The sequence below is a fragment of the Lacisediminihabitans sp. genome, from assembly GCF_036404185.1.
Taxonomy (GTDB): Bacteria; Actinomycetota; Actinomycetes; order Actinomycetales; family Microbacteriaceae; genus Lacisediminihabitans.
Genome location: NZ_DASWPB010000048.1, coordinates 1 through 16,971 on the forward strand (window position 1 = coordinate 1; position 16,971 = coordinate 16,971).

A 16,971-nucleotide genomic window follows, 5' to 3' on the forward strand; every position below is an offset into this window, starting at 1 on the left:
GGTCGCGCTCATGTGCGACGTCGATCCGGAGGCGGTCGTCAACGCGATCGACGTGCCGAGCATCTACGACATCCCGACGATGCTGCACGAACAGGGCCTCGACGACTACATCATCGAGCACTTCGGCCTCGAGGCGGACGACGTCGACTGGTCGGGCTGGAGCGAGCTGCTCGCCGCCGTGCACGAGCCGAAGTACGAGGTCACCATCGGCCTGGTCGGCAAGTACATCGATCTGCCGGACGCCTACCTCTCCGTCACGGAGGCCCTGCGGGCCGGCGGTTTCGCCCAGCAGACGAAGGTGAAGATCCGGTGGGTGCCCTCCGACGAGTGCGAGACCCCCGAGGGGGCGGCCAAGAACCTCTCCGACGTCGACGGCATCTGCGTTCCTGGCGGTTTCGGCATCCGTGGCATCGAGGGCAAGGTCGGTGCCCTGCGGTTCGCCAGGGAAAACGGCATCCCGGCCCTCGGCCTGTGCCTCGGCCTGCAGTGCATGGTGATCGAGTACGCGAGGAACGTCATCGGCCTGGACGGGGCATCCTCCTCGGAGTTCGATCCGGAGACCGAGTTCCCGGTCATCGCGACGATGGCGGAGCAGGTCGAGATCATCGCCGGGGGAGACCTCGGCGGCACCATGCGCCTCGGCCTCTATCCCGCCGATCTGGTGGACGGCTCGATCGTCGCGAACGCCTACGGCTCAACCCACGTCGCCGAGCGCCATCGGCACAGGTACGAGGTCAACAACTCCTACCGTGGCCGGATCGCGGATGCCGGTCTCGACTTCTCCGGCACCTCTCCGGACGGGCATCTGGTCGAGTTCGTCGAACTGCCGCGCGACGTGCATCCGTACTATGTCGGCACCCAGGCGCATCCGGAGCTGCGGTCACGGCCGAACCGCGCGCATCCGCTGTTCCAGGGGCTCATCGCCGCCGCGCTCCAGCGCCAGGAGGCCAGCCGCCTGTTCGAAGTGACGGAGGTCTGACGATGACCGAGCCGCTGTCCGACGACGTCTTCCCCGTGCAGGTCGAGCAGACCGACGTCGTCTTCACCGGCCGGGTGTGGAACATCCGCCGAGACACCTTCGAGTACGGCGACGCCTCGATCACCCGCGAATACATGGATCACACCGGTGCGGTGGCGATCCTCGCGATCGACGAGCACGACAGGGTGCTGCTCATCAAGCAGTACCGTCACCCGATCGGCTCCCGCGACTGGGAGATCCCCGCAGGCCTGCTCGACATCGACGGGGAGGGGCCGCTGGCCGCCGCCAAGCGCGAGCTCGCCGAGGAGGTCGACCTCGTCGCGTCGGACTGGAAGCTGCTCTGCGACTTCGCGAGCTCTCCCGGCGGAAGCAACGAGGTCATCCGGGTCTACCTCGCCCGCGGGCTGAAGGCCACCAAGGAGGCCTTCGCGCGCGGGGAGGAGGAGGCGGACATCGAGAACCGCTGGGTCGACCTCGACGAGGTGGTCACCGCGGTGCTGAACCGCTCGCTCGGCAACTCGATCCTCTCCATCGCCGCCCTGGCCGCCCACGCCTCACGGGCGCGGGGCTGGACCAGCCTCGGCGACGCCGAATCCCCGTGGACGCGGCACCCGAAGCTCCGCTGACGGTGACCGAGCGATCGCAGAGTCCAGCGGCCACGGCCCTCGAGGACGCGGTCGACCGTTATCTCCGGCACGTCTCGATCGAGCGCGGGCTCTCCGCCAACACGGTCGCGGCCTATCGGCGTGATCTCGCCGGATATCTCCGTTTCCTCGCCGGCGCGGGTGTCACCACGCCGGCGGCCATCGATCAGGCCCGGGTGTCGGCCTTCGCGCAGCACCTGCGCACCCGAGAGGACCGGGCGCTGAGCGCCTCCTCGATGGCGCGGATGCTGTCGTCGGTGCGATCGTTCCATCGTTTCCTGTTCGAGGAGGGGCTGGCGACCCTCAACGTCGCCGCGGAGGTCAAGCCGCCCAAGCTGGCGAGCCGGCTGCCGAAGGCCATCACCATCGAGCAGATGGCCTCCGTGCTGGAGGCGGCGAGCGGCGACGACATCCAGTCGCTGCGCGACAGGGCCCTGCTCGAGCTGCTCTATGCGACGGGTGCCCGCATCTCGGAGGCGGTCGACCTGAACGTGGACGACGTGCTCGGCTCCGAGGGGGGCAGCATGGACATGGTGCGCCTGTTCGGCAAGGGGAGCAAGCAGCGCATCGTCCCGCTCGGCAGTTTCGCGCGCGCAGCAATCGATGCGTATCTGGTGCGGGCGCGGCCGCTACTCTCCGCGCGGGGCAGGGCGACCCCCGCGCTGTTCCTCGGGCTGCGCGGACAGCGCGTGTCGAGGCAGAACGCCTGGTTGATCATCCGGGCCAGGGCGCAGAAGGCCGGCCTCGGGATCGAGATCTCCCCGCACACCTTCCGGCATTCCTTCGCCACGCATCTGCTGGCTGGAGGGGCGGATGTCCGGGTGGTGCAGGAGCTGCTCGGTCATTCCTCCGTCGCCACCACCCAGATCTACACCCTCGTCACGGCCGACACCCTTCGCGACATGTACACGACGGCCCATCCACGGGCGCGGTGAGCCCGTGCCGCGCACGGCAGCCGTGCAGGTCACCGGGGCGAGCCTCACAGGCCTGGGGCGCTCTCTTCGATAGAATCGACTGATTCGGCAGCGGCCGGCGACCAGTAGTGAGGAATGTCGGGATGACAGCACAGCGTGACGATTCGGCCGAAGAGCTCTCCGGCCTGAACCTCGTCACGAACGGTCCCACCGGCCGCCCGCTCACGGAGTTCCCGACCCCGAAGCCCCTCGGCTCGCACGGTCCGGCGCGGACGATCGCCCTCTGCAACCAGAAGGGCGGCGTCGGCAAGACGACCACCGCGATCAGCCTCGGTGCCGCGATCGCCGGCTACGGCCGCAGGGTGCTCGCCATCGACTTCGACCCGCAGGGCGCCCTCTCCGCGGGGCTCGGCGTCACGGCGCACGACGTCCCCAACATCTACGACCTCATGCTCGGCACCGTCAAGGACGCGCACGACGCCATCCAGTCGACCTCCACCTCCGGCTTCGACGTCATCCCGGCCAACATCGACCTGTCCGCGGCCGAGGTCCACCTGGTCAACGAGGTGGCCCGCGAGCAGATCCTCGCCAGGGTGCTTCGTCAGGTGAGCGAGGAATACGACGTCATCCTCATCGACTGCCAGCCATCACTCGGCCTGCTCACCGTCAACGCCCTCACGGCCAGCCACGGAGTGCTCATCCCGCTGGAATGCGAGTTCTTCGCGCTGCGCGGGGTCGCGCTGCTCGTCGAGACGATCGACAAGGTGCGCGATCGGCTCAATCCGGCGCTCGAGCTGGACGGCATCCTCGCCACCATGTACGACTCCCGCACGCTGCACTCGCGGGAGGTGCTCGACCGCGTCGTCGAGACCTTCGGCGACAAGGTCTTCGAGACGGTCATCGGCAGGACGGTGAAGTTCCCCGACGCGAGCGTCGCGGGCACCCCCATCACCCAGTTCGCCCCGGATCACGCGGCGGCGGAGGCCTATCGCCAGCTCGCCAGAGAGTTGATCGTCCGTGGCGCCGTCGCCTGATACCGCGAGGGACCGGACGATCGACGACCTGGAGGCCGGATTCTCGGTCAGCCTCGGCAACTTCAACGGCCCGTTCGATCTGCTGCTCTCGCTCATCGCGAAACACGAGCTCGACATCACCGAGATCTCGCTGAGCATCGTCACCGGCGAGTTCATCTCCTACCTGCGCGAGCTCGACTCGGTCGAGGAGCTCGATCAGGCCAGCGAGTTCCTCGTGGTGGCGGCGACCCTGCTCGATCTCAAGGTCGCCGGTCTCCTTCCCCAGGGCGAGCTCGTCGACGCCGAGGACGTCGCCCTGCTGGAGGCGAGGGACCTGCTGTTCGCGCGCCTGCTGCAGTACCGCGCCTTCAAGGAGGCGACCGTCTGGTTCGCAGGCAGCCTCGAGGCCGAGTCGACGAGGCATGCCCGCTCGGTGCGGCTGGAGGAGAAATACCGCAGGACCTCGCCGGAACTGGTGTGGACGCTCACCGCGGAGGACTTCGCGGCGATCGCCGCCCTCGCCCTGGCTCCCCGCGAGCTGCCGACCGTCGGGCTGGACCATCTGCACGCACCCCTGGTGAGCATCCGAGAGCAGGCGGCGCACGTCGTCAGCCTGCTGCGCCGCGGAGAGCCGATGACCTTCCGCCAGCTCATCGCCGGCGCCCAGCTCAAGGGAATCGTCGTCGCGCGATTCCTCGCCATCCTCGAGCTGTACCGGGGCGCGGCGGTCGCCTTCGAACAGCTCGAACCGCTGGGGGAGCTCACCGTCCGCTGGACCGCGGAGCAGTGGTCGGACGAGGCCCTCTCCACCTTGGGAGCCGATTATGACGGTTGATCTCTTCTCCGAGCCGACCGATGCCCGGGCGCCGGCGCTCGACCTCGAACGGAGCCTCGAGGCCATCCTCATGGTCACCGACGAGCCGCAGAGCCTGGTCTCCCTGGCGACCTCTCTCGGCGCGCCCGTGCCCGCGGTGCGGCAGTCGATCGAGCGGCTGGTCGCCGACTACGACGGGGTGGATGGCGGGGTTCGGCGGGGCTTCGAGCTTCGTGAGGTCGGCGGCGGTTGGCGCATCTACGTGCGTGGCGAGTTCGACGAGGTCGTTCGCGACTTCGTGCTGACCCAGAACCCGACGAGGCTGTCGCAGGCGGCGCTGGAGACCCTCGCCGTGATCGCCTACAAACAGCCGATCAGCCGCGGCGCGATCGCCTCCATCCGCGCCGTCAACGTCGACTCCGTGGTGCGGACCCTGCTCGGCCGCGGACTCATCACCGAGGCCTACACCGACAGCGAGACCGGCGCGATCCACTACGCCACCACGGACACCCTGCTGAGCCAGCTCGGCATCAACTCGCTCGACGACCTGCCGCTGCTCTCGCCGCTGCTCGCCGACGGCTCGGAAGGCTTCGACGATGTCCGCTGATCACGATCCGGCAGAGGACGGCGTGCGTCTCCAGAAGCTCATGGCCGCGGCCGGGGTGGCCTCCCGACGGGTGTCCGAGAACCTCATCGAGGCCGGTCGGGTCGAGGTGAACGGTGAGGTCGTGACGGAGCTCGGGCGCCGGGTGCGGGAGAGCGACCTGGTCTCCGTCGACGGCGTCGCCATCCAGCTGGACACCAGTCGGCGCTATCTCATGCTCAACAAGCCCGTCGGCATCGTCAGCTCCCTGCAGGACGACCGTGGCCGGCCCGATCTGCAGCGTTTCGTCTCGCGGTATCAGGAACGGCTGTTCAACGTCGGACGCCTCGATGCCCAGACCTCCGGGCTGCTCATCCTCACCAACGACGGCGAGCTGGCGCATGTGCTCGCCCACCCATCGTTCGGCGTGATGAAGACCTACATCGCCAAGGTCGACGGTCGGGTGTCGGCCCAGACCATCGCCAAGCTGACCGCGGGAATCGAGCTCGAGGACGGTCCGATCGCCGCGGACAAGGCCCGCATCGTCGGCCAGGCGGGCGCGGCCCAGACGATGGTCGAGATCACCCTGCACTCCGGCCGCAATCGCATCGTGCGGCGGATGCTGGAGGCGGTCGGGCATCCGGTCATCGACCTCGTGCGCAGGCAGTTCGGCCCGTTGCATCTCGGCACTCTCGCAGCCGGGGAGATCCGCGATCTGACTAAGGTGGAACTCGGCGCCCTGCTGACGATCTCCCGCGAAGCGGATCGCACGGCGGCCACCGAGACCGAGGAGGGATGAGCATGGCAGTCAGGGCGATCCGGGGGGCGATCCAGCTCGACAGCGACGATCGTGATCACCTGTTGCGGTCGACGGCCGAGCTGATCTCCAAGGCGCTGCATGCCAACGAGATCGACACCGAGGCGCTCATCTCCGTCATGTTCACGGCGACCCCCGACGTCACGAGCGAGTTCCCCGCCCTGGCCGCGAGGGAGCTGGGCCTCGGGGACGTGCCCCTGATGTGCGCGGTCGAGATGAACGTGCCCGGTGCCATGCCCAGGGTCATCCGTCTCATGGCGCTCGTGGAGACCGACACCCCGCGCAAGTACATCCAGCACACCTACCTGCGTGGCGCGGCCGCCCTGCGCCTCGACCTCGCGCAGTAGGGTGACGGAATGAACGAGAGCCGCGTCGTCGGCCAGGTTCGGATCGTCGGCGCCGGCCTTCTCGGCGCGAGCATCGGTCTGCGTCTGCGGGCCGCCGGGGTCGACGTCATCGTCGACGACTCGTCGCCGTCCAACCTCAACCTGGCCATCGATTACGGCGCGGGCCGCGCCGCGCGCGACACCGACGACCCGGCCCTCATCGTGGTCGCGGTTCCGCCGGATGTGACGGCCGCGGTCGTGGCGACCGAGCTGACCGCCTACCCGGATGCGCTGGTCACGGATGTCGCGAGCGTCAAGGTCGCGCCGCTGGCCGAGCTCCGGGCCGCCGGCGCCGACACCCTCAGGTACATCGGTTCCCATCCGCTCGCGGGGCGCGAGCGCGGGGGAGCCATCTCCGCGAGGGCCGATCTCTTCATCGGCAGGCCCTGGGTGGTCACCCCGCACGACGACATCCCGACCGCGCAGATCAGCATCATCGAGGACCTCGTCCTCGACCTCGGGGCCGTCCCGGTGATCATGTCCGCGGAGCAGCACGACAGCAGCGTCGCCCTCGTCTCCCACGTTCCCCAGGTGGTCTCGACCCTCCTGGCCAAGCAGCTGCTCCGGTCCACCGAGGCCGCCATCTCGCTCGCCGGCCAGGGGCTGCGGGACACAACCCGCATCGCCTCCAGCGATCCCGAGCTCTGGGTGCAGATCCTCGGGGCGAACTCGGCCGACGTCGTCCCCATCCTCCGCGACTTCCGGGACGACCTCGACGGGCTCCTCACCGCGCTCGCCGCACCGGCCGTCCCCGGCGCTCGCCGGGCCGTCGCCGAGGTCCTCGCGGACGGCAACGCGGGTGTGGCGCGGATCCCGGGAAAGCACGGACAGGACAGGCGCTTCAGCCAGATCGTCGTCATGGTCGACGACAGGGCGGGCGAGCTCGCCAGGCTGCTCACCGAGATCGGCGGCATCGGCGTGAACATGGAGGACCTGCGGCTCGAGCACTCGCCCGGCGCCCAGGTCGGCCTGGCCGAGATCTCCGTCCTGCCCGAGGTCGAGGATCGCCTGATCGCCGATCTCGAGGCGGGCGGCTGGAAGATCGCGGGGGCCTGGCGATGAGCCGTGTCGTCGTCGCGGTGGATGGTCCGGCCGGCAGCGGCAAATCGAGCGTGAGCCGGGCATCCGCGCGTGCCCTCGGCTTCGACTACCAGGACACGGGAGCCGCCTATCGTGCGCTCGCCTGGAAGGCGCTCGAGCGGGGGATCGACACCGAGGACCCGGATGCCGTGACTGGATTGCTCGAGGACTTCGACTATTCGATCGGCATCGATCCAGAGCACTACTTCGTCCGGGTCTGCGACACCGAGGTCACTCACGCCATCCGGGACCCCCGTGTCTCCGCCGTCGTGAGCAGCATCGCCCGCGTTCCGGCCGTGCGCGTCTACCTCGTCGACCTGTTCCGGCGGGTGATCGCCTCCAGCCGGAAACCGGGCATCATCACGGAGGGGCGAGACATCACGACCGTCGTCTCGCCGGATGCCGACGTGCGAATTCTGCTCACGGCGTCGGAAGAAGCTAGAATGGCCAGGCGTTCAGCCGAGATCCCGGGGCAGACTGCCGGGACGGTTGCCGAGCAACTCGCCTCGCGCGACGCTCAGGATTCCCGGGTCGTCGACTTCATGAACGCCGCGGACGGTGTGACCACCGTCGATTCAACCCATCTCGATTTCGACCAGACCGTCCAGGCGGTCGTGGCGCTGGTGCGTTCGGTCGCCGACTGAGCCCCAGTCGATTCAGTTTAAGGACCATCCCATGGCAGACCAGGACCTCGACAGGGACGACTACCCCGTCCTCGATCCGCAGCTCGGCGAGAAGCTCGCGAGCCTCGACGAGGACGAGGCGCTCATGCGCGCCAACGCCCTTCGGGCGGGTCTGCAGGACTACGACCTCGACGAGGAGGACCTCGATCTCCTCGACAGCGCGACGGACGATCCCGATGCGGTCGTCTACCTCCCCGCCCTTCCCGTGCTGGCGATCGTGGGACGGCCGAACGTCGGCAAGTCCGCCCTGGTCAACCGCATCCTCGGCCGCCGGGAGGCCGTCGTCCAGGACACCCCGGGCGTCACCCGGGACCGGGTGACCTACAAGGCCGAATGGAACGAGCGCCGGTTCAGCATCGTCGACACCGGCGGCTGGGAACCGGATGCGAAGGGCATCAACGCCTCCGTCGCCGCCCAGGCCGAGATCGCGGTCGATCTCGCCGACGCCGTGCTGTTCATCGTCGACGCCAATGTCGGGGCGACCTCGACCGACGAGCACGTCGTGCGGATGCTGCGCGCCACGAAGAAGCCCGTCATCCTCGTCGCCAACAAGGTCGACGACGCCAGGCAGGAGCCGGAGGCCGCCGTGCTCTGGAGCCTCGGACTCGGTGAGCCGTGGCCGGTGTCCGCCCTGCACGGCAGGGGAGTGGCCGACCTGCTCGACCACGTCCTCACCGTGCTGCCGGAGGTGTCCGCCGTGGCCAAGGAGGAGGTCGGCGGCCCCCGCCGGGTGGCCATCCTCGGCCGGCCGAACGTCGGCAAGTCGAGCCTGCTCAACAAGACGCTCGGCGAGGAGCGTGTGGTCGTCAACGAGCTCGCCGGCACCACCCGCGACCCGGTCGACGAGCAGGTGGAGCTGGGCGGCAAGGTGTGGCGCTTCGTCGACACCGCGGGCATCCGTCGCCGCATGAACCTCGCCCAGGGGGCCGACTTCTACGCGTCGCTCCGCACGAGCGCCGCCCTGGAGAAGGCCGAGGTCGCCGTCGTCGTGCTCGATGTGAGCGACGTGATCAGCGAGCAGGACGTCCGGATCATCGACCTCGTGCTCGAGTCCGGCCGTGCCCTGGTGCTCGCCTTCAACAAGTGGGACCTCATGGACGACGACCGTCGACGGTACCTCGAACGGGAGATCGAGCAGGATCTCGCCCACGTCGCCTGGGCTCCCCGCGTGAACATCTCGGCGAAGACCGGCCGCCACCTGGAGAAGCTCGTCCCCGCACTCGAGCTGGCGCTCAAGTCCTGGGACACGCGGATCCCGACCGGCAAGTTCAACGCCCTCGTCGCCGAGCTCACCGCCGAGCATCCGCACCCCGTCCGCGGAGGCAAGCAGCCGCGCATCCTCTTCGGCACCCAGGCGGCCACCCGGCCGCCGACCTTCGTGCTGTTCACCACGGGGTTCCTCGACCCCGGCTATCGCCGGTTCATCACCCGCAGGCTGCGGGAGATCTTCGGCTTCGAGGGCAGCCCGATCAACGTCAACATGAGGGTGCGGGAGCGGCGCAAGCGCACCTAGCGGTTCGTGCCCCATCCACGCTGCCCAACCCAACCTGCGCCGCTTGACTTAACCCGATCTCAAGGAGATTGGCTGGAGCGGGATGCGAGTTCGGGCGAAAACGGCCCGTCAGCTCGAAATCTCCTTGAGATCGGATTAGGAACGGTGGGGCTGCGCGGCGCGGGCGCGGCTCATTCTCCTACGTTGGTCGCCTCGATCAGCGGCGTGAGCTTCGCGATCGCATACTTCTCCGCACCGGGGGTCCCATCGGAGTAGGCCAGTGACAGCTCACCGTCGATAACGATCGATCGACCGGCTGCGACGGCAGGGATGGTCTTCCACTGCGCGTTGTCCGTGATCTGCGATGCGTCGATGAAGATCGGGAAAGCGACGATGAGATCGGCGTCGAGCAGACCCAGCTGCTCATCCGAGATCGAGGTCGAGAATCCGGTCGCATTGGGCTTCAGTTTCGCGATGGTCGGTGACTGCGTGAAACCGAGATTCTGGAGGAACTCGAGGCGGACATCCCCCTCGGTGTATGCACCCCAACCGTCGCTCGTGCGCGTCGCGACGGTCACGGTCTTGCCCTTCCACTGCGGATGCGCCGTCGCGGCCGCCCGGAATGCCTTGGCGACGTCGTCGAGCAGTTGCTGGCCCTTGGCCTTCTCCCCTAGGGCGGTGGCGATCATCATCGTCTCCTCCTCCGTGGTGGTCAGGTAGTTGGCGCCGTCCTTCGGAACACCGATGGTCGGGGCGATCGACGCCAGCTTCTTGTGACGTGCCGCGTCCCCTGAGCCGCGCACGTCCAGGATGAGGTCGGGCTTGAGCGCTGCGATTTTCTCGTAGTTGGGCTCGAGGGTTTCGATGATCTGCGGGGACTTCGTGTACTTGTCGGCGTCCCACGGGCCGACTCCCTTGCCGCCGAAACCGAGCCAGTCGGATGCGCCGACCGGCTGCACTCCGAGCTCGAGTGCCGTTCCGGCATCTCCCCAACCGAGAGCGACCACGCGCGTGGGTTTCTTCGCGACGGTCACCGTGCCGAACGTGGTCTCGACGGTCGCGGGGAAGGCCGCGCTGGCAGACGACGAGTGCTCGGGGGTCGCGGTGCCGGCACCGCTCGAGCAGGCGCTGAGCAGGAGTGCGGTGGCGGCGATCAAAACGATTCCGGGGAGCTTCTTCATCGGGGAGAATTGCCTTCCTTGATACATGCGTGTGGGATTGTGCGCGGGGGATTCGCCGACGGGCGAAACTGTAGGTTAGCCTAACCTAAATGAAAGAGGTCGTGACGGCAGTGCCCAGCGCCGAAATCGCGTTACCGCCGAGCCCGGCCGATCGAGCCCGGCGACGCAGCTCCGGTGCTCGTACGGTCATGCTGGTCGCCGCCCTCGTCGTCTTGGTGCTCGTCGTGGTTGCGAGCCTGGCCATCGGCTCCCTGCCGGTCGCGCCGACCGCGGTGTGGACGGCACTGACCGGGGGGAACGTCTCCGCCGAAGTCGGCGCCGCCGTGGTCGACCTGCGGCTGCCGCGCACCGTAGTCGGCCTGGCCGTCGGCGCCGCGCTCGGCGCATCCGGTGCGCTGGTCCAGGCGCTCACCCGTAATCCTCTCGCCGATCCCGGCGTTCTCGGCGTCACCTCCGGCGCCGGTTTCTTCGTCGCGCTCGCCATCGCCTTCTTCGGAGTGACCGCACCGGCCGGCTATCTCTGGTTCGCGCTGGGCGGCGCATTCGTCACCACCGTGGCGGTGTTCGCCATCGGTGCGCTCGGCAGGCAGAGACTGCGGCCGGAACAGCTCCTGCTGGCCGGAGTCGCGCTCAGCGCGGTGCTCGCGGGTGTCGTCTCGGCGATCCGGCTGTCGGATCCGCGCCGCTTCGACGTGCTCCGGGTGTGGGAGTCGGGAGCGCTGCGCGATCGAGGCTGGGATGTCCTCCTCCCCGCGCTGCCCTTCCTCGCGATTGGCGGGCTGCTCGCCCTCCTTCTGGGCGGCCCCCTCAATGCGCTCTCCCTCGGCGAGGATCGGGCGTCCGCCCTCGGCGCCTCCGTCGTCCGCACCCGGATAACCGGGATCGTCGCCATCACCCTGTTGGCCGGCGCCGGGACCGCCGTCGCCGGGCCGATCGCCTTCGTCGGGCTCATGATTCCCCACCTGGCCCGCCGGATGGTCGGACCGGACCAACGGTGGATCATCGCGTTCTCCCTCGTTCTCGCGCCCGCTCTGCTGCTTCTCGCGGACATCGCGGCGCGCCTCGTGGTGTCGCCGGGCGAGGTTCCCGTCGGTATCGTCACCGCGTTCCTCGGCGCGCCGGTCCTGATCGTGCTCGTGCGACGCAAGCGGGTGATCGGGCTGTGAGCGTGACCGCCATGGCCCGGGTGCGCCGTCCGTCAGTCCGTCGCAGCAGGCGCACGATCGTCATCGGTGTGACCGCGGTTGTCGCCGTGCTGCTCGCGCTCGTCGCTCTCAGCATCGGCGACTATCCGCTGTCCATACCCGAGGTGATCGCCGCGCTGTTCCGCAACGAGGGCTTCGCGACGACCGTCGTTGTGGAGTGGCGGCTGCCGCGCGCGCTGGCCGCGCTCGCCTTCGGCGGCGCGCTCGGGACATCCGGGGCGCTCTTCCAATCTCTGACCCGCAACCCGCTCGGTTCGCCCGACGTCATCGGTTTCTCCGCCGGCTCGTACACCGGCGTGCTGCTGGCCATGACCCTGTTTCCCGGCAGCCAGCTCGGCATCGGGGGATGGGCGCTTGGTGCAGGGCTCGCGACCGCTTTCGCGGTCTATCTGCTCGCCTACCGCCGTGGGGTGCAGGGATTCCGCCTCATCATCGTCGGCATCGGCGTGAGCGCGATGCTGAACGCGTTCAACCTCTGGCTGCAGTTGCGCGCGCAGGTCAACGTCGCCATGACCGCGTCGGTGTGGGCGGCTGGCTCGCTCGACGTGATCGACTGGCAGCAGCTCCGTCCGGCGCTGGTCGCTCTCACCGTGTGCGCGGTGGCGACCTGCCTCGTCGCCGGTCGGCTCCAGCAGCTCGAACTCGGTGACGATGCGGCCGCGGCACACGGTCTGCGGGTGGAGCCGACGCGTCTGGGCATCCTCGTGCTCGGAGTGGCATTGACCGCGATCGTGACCGCGGTCGCTGGTCCGATCGCCTTCGTCGCGCTCGTGGCGCCCCAGCTGGCCAAGCGGATGGTCGGCGGCGCCGGGCTCCCGCTTGGCCAGTCGGCGCTCGTCGGCGCGGTACTGCTGCTCGCGGCCGACCAGATCGCTCAGCACGCGCTGCCGCAGGCCGTTCCCGTCGGCGTCGTCACGATCGTTCTCGGCGGCTGCTATCTTGTCGTGCTGCTGCTCCGCGGGACCGGAGCGCGACGATGAGCGGGTATACGAGGGACGACGGAGAGGGCGGCATGGGGGCGGGACATCCTGAGTCGTCCCTCGCGGCCCACGAGGCGACCCTCGGCTACGAGCGTCGGCCGGTCGTGAGCGGCCTCAGCGTTCAGATCCCGCCCGGTTCGTTCACCGTCATCGTCGGGCCGAACGGATGCGGCAAATCCACTCTTCTGCGTGCCTTCGCCCGGCTGCTGCCTCCCACGGAGGGCCGGATCGTTTTGGACGGCCGCTCGCTTCGCGAGTACCGCCCGCGGGAGGCGGCCCGCCGCATCGGGCTGCTGCCGCAGGACTCCGCTGCGCCGGACGGCATCACCGTCGCCGAACTGGTGCTCCGCGGGCGTTATCCATACCAGGGCCTGTTCCAACAGCGCAGCGAGCAGGACGAGCGTGCCGTCGTCGAGGCGATGGAGGCCACGGGGGTGGTGGAGTTCGCCGACCGGTTCGTCGACGAACTCTCCGGCGGCCAGCGGCAGCGGGTCTGGGTGGCCATGGCCCTGGCTCAGCAGACGCGGGTGCTGCTGCTGGACGAGCCGACCACCTTTCTCGATATCGCCCATCAGATCGAGCTGCTCGACCTGTTTGCGCGTCTGCATCGTGAGGGTCGCACCCTCGTCGTGGTGCTGCACGACCTCAACCATGCGGCACGGTACGCCAGTCACCTCGTCGTGATGAAGGACGGCGTCATCGTCGCGGAGGGGCCGCCGAAACGGATCGTGACGGCCGAGATGGTCGAGCAGGTGTTCGGTCTACCGTGCATCGTGATCGACGATCCCCTGACGGGAACCCCGCTCGTCATCCCGCGCAGCAGGTCGCACGGATCCCGCGGCAGCGACTGAGCGCCCCGGGCGCGCCGGTGAGCCCTGCATCACGCGGTCGAATTCGTCGTTCGTGCCGACGAAGACGATCAGGTCGTCTCGAGGGAGGCGATGAAGGCATCGGCCGCGGCCTGGATCCGCTCGCGGTCGCCGGTGGCGAGCAGGTCGAGGAGGAGACCGCGGATCGTCGCGATGACGATGGTCGCCGTCCGCGTCGCGGTGTCCTCATCGACATCGTCGCCCTGTGCGGCGCGCAGGGCGCCCGTCGAGTCCGCGATCACGTGTCCGAGGAAGTCGCCGAACCGGTCGGGGGCCTGGAGCGCCTGCCCATAGACGGCGAAGAACAGCCGGAACTCCCCGTCCCTGGCGGGGTCGGAGGCGCGTTCCCAGACCCGTCGCACGGAACTCGCCAGCGTGGCGTCCTCGTCCGGCGAGGCCGCCGTCTCCGCGATGATGCGTTCGCGCAGGCGCCGCTGGACCGCCTCGATCATCCGCTCCTTGCTGCCGAACCGATGCACGAGCGTTGTCGGGGTCACCCCGAGGCTGCTGGACAGCGGCCGCCAGGTCACCTCCTCGAGCCCGTGTTCGATCGCATAGCCGACGACGGCGTCCAGGAGCTCGTCCCGGCGCTGCTGATTCACGGGCCTGCCGGTCATGACGTCCTCCACTGTCGCATTTGCTTTTCTTGTACGAGTGTACCAATAATTGCAGTCACGAGGCGTCATTCATCCAGTAGGAGGCAACAATGCAGATATTCGTCACCGGCGCATCCGGGTGGGTCGGTCGTGGTCTCGTCCCCGATCTGATCGCACACGGCCACTCGGTCACCGCCCTCGCCCGTTCCGTCGCGGCAGCGACGGCGTTGAGCGCCGCCGGAGCCGAGGCCATTCGCGGAACGCTGGACGATTTGGATGTGCTCGGGGACGCCGCGTCGTCCGCCGACGGGGTCGTGCATCTGGCCTTCAAACACGACATCGCGTTCTCGGGCGGATACGGACGGGCTGCCGAGGACGACCGGGTCGCGATCGACGCGCTCGCGGAAGGCCTCGCCGGCAGCGGGAAGCCGCTCGTTGTCGCATCCGGCATTCTCGGTGTCGTCGGTGTCGGGCCGGGGGTGGTCGCGACCGAGGACGACGGTCGTGCTACGCAGACCACGGTCGGACCGATCAGTGGGGGCGGCGATCGGTCGGAGACGGCCAGGCACGTGCTCTCGCTCGCGGAGAGGGGGATCCGCGCGAGTCTCGTCCGGCTGCCGCCGGCCACCCACGGCGCCGGTGACAACGGCTTCACCGTAGCCGCGATCGCTGCGGCTCGTACGGCCGGTGTCTCGGCCTACGTGGGCGAGGGAAACAACCGGTGGCCGGCGGTCCACCGCGACGACGCCGCACGGCTGTTCCGTCTCGCCGTGGAATCCGCGCCGGCCGGCTCCGTCCTGCACGCCGTCGGAGAAGGCGGGGTGCCGATCCGCGCGGTCGCCGAGGCGATAGCGGCGGGCCTCGATGTCCCCGCCGTCTCCGTCGCGGCGGCGGACATCGCCGACTATCTCGGATTCCTCGGCGCCTTCTGGGCGATCGACGGCCCGGCATCCGCGCAGATCACTCGGGATCTCGTCGGTTGGGCACCCGCCCGCCCGGGCTGGCTCGAGGACCTCCGGGCGGATTTCTACTTCCGCGGCTGACACGGACATCCCGCTTCATCCGACGGAGCTAGGCGATGCTTGCGCCGCGGAAGAGGAGGCCGAGCGTCTCCCGGACGCCGTCGGGAAAAGGCTGACCCAGCGGGGTCAGCTCGGGGTGCTCGGCGAGTTGCGCGGTCAGGCTGGCGGACGGTCGAGACTGTGCCCAGAGCGCGCCGGCGACGAGGATGGAGCGGGCCGCAAGCCGGAGAACCGCTGGGTCGTTCGCCTCGCCGATCTCGGGCAGCGCCGCCGCCAGCCATTCGGACAGGCGTCGTAGTTGCGCGAGGGACACGGACTTGAATCGGACAGCGGTCTCGTCGCTGATCCGGCGCTCGAGCACGACGGCCTGGACGCTGATGAGCTCGCAGAACCGTGGATGCCGATCGAGGGCCCCTGCGACGGCCCGCGCGACGTCGCGGCATCGCACCTCGACGTCCCACGGCGCCTCGACGTGCTGTTCGCCGAGATCGTCGAGCCACAGCTCCGTCTCCTCCACGACGAGCTGGAGCAGCACCGCCTCCCGGGAATCGAAATATCGCAAGACGTTGGAGGCGGCGAGGCCCGCTGTGCGAGCGATGGCGTTCAGCGTGACCTCGTCGAGCGCACCCTCGTCGAGGAGGCTCCGCGCGGCCGCGAGGATCTCGGACGTGCGGATGGCCCGCTGGTCGGCGGTCCGCGCACGCTGGAACGAGGTCATCCGTCCAGCATAGCGGCGTATAAGAATCCGATTCTGTTATCCTGATTACGGAATGGCATTCTATTAACGGAAGGATCGTGACATGCAGGAGCGGATTCCCGGCGTCGAAGAGATCGGGGCACAGCGGGTGAGCTTCCTCTCCCATGGGGAGGTTCTCGCGGGTGCCCTGTTTCTGCCGGATGGTCCCGGACCGCATCCGGCGCTGGTGGTCACCGGGGCCTGGAGGACCGTCAAAGAGCAGATGGCGTCCGGTTATGCACGGCTGATGGCGACGCGCGGATTCGCGGCCCTCGCCTTCGACCACCGTGGCTGGGGTGAGAGCGGCGGTCGGCCGCGCTCGATGGAGGACCCCCTTGTCAAGGCGGAGGACATCATCGCCGCGGCCGAGTATCTCGCCACGCGCGACGACATCGCGCCGGGCGCGGTCGGCGGCCTCGGCGTCTGCGTCGGCAGCGGGTACCTGGCTGCCGCGGCGGCGCGGACGCCCCTGATCCGTTCGCTGGCGTTCGTCGCGCCGGGGCTGCCCAGCACCGCGACCGTGATCGCTCAGGTCGGAGGAGAGGCCGGGGCGGCGTTCCTCCGGCAGACCGCTCGCGAGGCCGCCGAACAGTTCGAGCGCGCGGGCGAGGAGCCCCTCGTTCCCGCCGTGGAACCGACACCCGAGAACAGCGTGCCCGGCGCCGACTACTACACGAATCCCGCGCGCGGGCTCATTCCCGAGTGGGACAACACCTTCAACCCGGCATCCTGGGAGAGCTGGCTCGCTTTCGACGCCCAGGCCGCGGCCGATGCGCTCACGCAGCCGCTTCTCATCGTCACGAGCGACTCCGCCGTGAGCCCGCAGAGCGTGCGGGAATTCGTCGCCAGAGTTCCGCGCCCTGTGGAGGAGCGCTGGCTCGACGGGATCACCCAGTTCGAGTTCTACGACCGGCCAGACACCATGGCGATCGCCGCCGACGAGGCGGCGGCGCACTTCGCGAGGACCCTGTCGGGCG

General features: G+C 69.0%; 19 protein-coding genes. 16 read left to right on the forward strand and 3 right to left on the reverse strand.

Features of this window, described 5'->3' with window-relative positions; translation table 11 throughout:
- From VGC18_RS02440 to der, 11 genes are all read left to right on the forward strand, one after another.
- A partial coding sequence (locus VGC18_RS02440; RefSeq protein ID WP_331093855.1) for a CTP synthase occupies positions 1-979 on the forward strand: 979 nt, incomplete at its 5' end.
- Positions 980-981: 2 nt separating this feature from the next.
- Positions 982-1,605: an NUDIX hydrolase gene (locus tag VGC18_RS02445; protein ID WP_331093857.1), complete on the forward strand. Its 624-nt coding sequence runs from the start codon at positions 982-984 to the stop codon at positions 1,603-1,605.
- A 2-nt stretch (positions 1,606-1,607) separates the two neighbouring features.
- Positions 1,608-2,558, forward strand: coding sequence for a site-specific tyrosine recombinase XerD (gene xerD / locus VGC18_RS02450; RefSeq protein WP_331093859.1), 951 nt, complete (start codon positions 1,608-1,610; stop codon positions 2,556-2,558).
- Positions 2,559-2,680: 122 nt separating this feature from the next.
- Positions 2,681-3,571, forward strand: a complete 891-nt coding sequence (locus VGC18_RS02455; protein ID WP_331093861.1) for a ParA family protein — start codon at positions 2,681-2,683, stop codon at positions 3,569-3,571.
- Positions 3,555-4,385 (forward strand): ScpA family protein, encoded by an 831-nt coding sequence (locus VGC18_RS02460; RefSeq protein WP_331093863.1) that lies wholly within the window; start codon positions 3,555-3,557, stop codon positions 4,383-4,385. The genes VGC18_RS02455 and VGC18_RS02460 overlap by 17 nt, the downstream gene beginning before the upstream one ends.
- Positions 4,375-4,971: an SMC-Scp complex subunit ScpB gene (gene scpB, locus VGC18_RS02465; RefSeq protein ID WP_331093865.1), complete on the forward strand. Its 597-nt coding sequence runs from the start codon at positions 4,375-4,377 to the stop codon at positions 4,969-4,971. The genes VGC18_RS02460 and scpB overlap by 11 nt, the downstream gene beginning before the upstream one ends.
- A complete protein-coding gene (locus VGC18_RS02470) occupies positions 4,961-5,746 on the forward strand; it encodes a pseudouridine synthase (RefSeq protein WP_331093867.1) in 786 nt (261 codons plus the stop codon). The genes scpB and VGC18_RS02470 overlap by 11 nt, the downstream gene beginning before the upstream one ends.
- 2 nt (positions 5,747-5,748) lie before the next feature.
- Positions 5,749-6,111 (forward strand): chorismate mutase, encoded by a 363-nt coding sequence (gene aroH / locus VGC18_RS02475; RefSeq protein ID WP_331093870.1) that lies wholly within the window; start codon positions 5,749-5,751, stop codon positions 6,109-6,111.
- A 9-nt stretch (positions 6,112-6,120) separates the two neighbouring features.
- Positions 6,121-7,212, forward strand: coding sequence for a prephenate dehydrogenase (locus VGC18_RS02480; RefSeq protein ID WP_331093872.1), 1,092 nt, complete (start codon positions 6,121-6,123; stop codon positions 7,210-7,212).
- A complete protein-coding gene (gene cmk / locus VGC18_RS02485; RefSeq protein ID WP_331093874.1) occupies positions 7,209-7,874 on the forward strand; it encodes a (d)CMP kinase in 666 nt (221 codons plus the stop codon). Before VGC18_RS02480 ends, cmk begins: the two co-directional genes overlap by 4 nt.
- 31 nt (positions 7,875-7,905) lie before the next feature.
- Entirely contained in the window at positions 7,906-9,426 is a 1,521-nt protein-coding gene (gene der / locus VGC18_RS02490) for a ribosome biogenesis GTPase Der (RefSeq protein ID WP_331093876.1), read from the forward strand.
- Between the two features lie 170 nt (positions 9,427-9,596).
- On the opposite strand, the gene VGC18_RS02495 is transcribed toward der, so the two are convergent.
- Complete coding sequence (locus tag VGC18_RS02495) at positions 9,597-10,586, reverse strand: iron-siderophore ABC transporter substrate-binding protein (RefSeq protein WP_331093878.1); 990 nt, start codon at positions 10,584-10,586, stop codon at positions 9,597-9,599.
- 89 nt (positions 10,587-10,675) lie between these two features.
- Here VGC18_RS02495 and VGC18_RS02500 point away from each other — a divergent pair, with 89 nt between their 5' ends.
- The 3 genes from VGC18_RS02500 to VGC18_RS02510 are packed head-to-tail and all read left to right on the forward strand — an operon-like array spanning position 10,676 to position 13,622.
- On the forward strand, positions 10,676-11,752 hold the full coding sequence (locus tag VGC18_RS02500) for a FecCD family ABC transporter permease (protein ID WP_331093880.1): 1,077 nt from the start codon (positions 10,676-10,678) through the stop codon (positions 11,750-11,752).
- Positions 11,749-12,771, forward strand: coding sequence for a FecCD family ABC transporter permease (locus VGC18_RS02505; protein ID WP_331093882.1), 1,023 nt, complete (start codon positions 11,749-11,751; stop codon positions 12,769-12,771). The genes VGC18_RS02500 and VGC18_RS02505 overlap by 4 nt, the downstream gene beginning before the upstream one ends.
- Positions 12,768-13,622, forward strand: a complete 855-nt coding sequence (locus tag VGC18_RS02510; protein ID WP_414672848.1) for an ABC transporter ATP-binding protein — start codon at positions 12,768-12,770, stop codon at positions 13,620-13,622. Before VGC18_RS02505 ends, VGC18_RS02510 begins: the two co-directional genes overlap by 4 nt.
- Positions 13,623-13,690: 68 nt before the next feature.
- Here the strand turns inward: VGC18_RS02510 and VGC18_RS02515 are convergent, their stop codons facing one another.
- On the reverse strand, positions 13,691-14,257 hold the full coding sequence (locus VGC18_RS02515) for a TetR/AcrR family transcriptional regulator (RefSeq protein WP_331093884.1): 567 nt from the start codon (positions 14,255-14,257) through the stop codon (positions 13,691-13,693).
- An 89-nt stretch (positions 14,258-14,346) separates the two neighbouring features.
- Between VGC18_RS02515 and VGC18_RS02520 the strand changes: the two genes are divergently transcribed.
- Entirely contained in the window at positions 14,347-15,279 is a 933-nt protein-coding gene (locus tag VGC18_RS02520) for an NAD-dependent epimerase/dehydratase family protein (RefSeq protein WP_331093886.1), read from the forward strand.
- Between the two features lie 28 nt (positions 15,280-15,307).
- On the opposite strand, the gene VGC18_RS02525 is transcribed toward VGC18_RS02520, so the two are convergent.
- Positions 15,308-15,976, reverse strand: coding sequence for a TetR/AcrR family transcriptional regulator (locus VGC18_RS02525; RefSeq protein ID WP_331093888.1), 669 nt, complete (start codon positions 15,974-15,976; stop codon positions 15,308-15,310).
- A gap of 82 nt (positions 15,977-16,058) precedes the next feature.
- On the opposite strand from VGC18_RS02525, the gene VGC18_RS02530 reads away from it, so the two are divergent.
- Positions 16,059-16,971, forward strand: a 913-nt coding sequence (locus tag VGC18_RS02530) for an alpha/beta hydrolase (RefSeq protein ID WP_331093889.1), incomplete at its 3' end; no start/stop codon positions are given.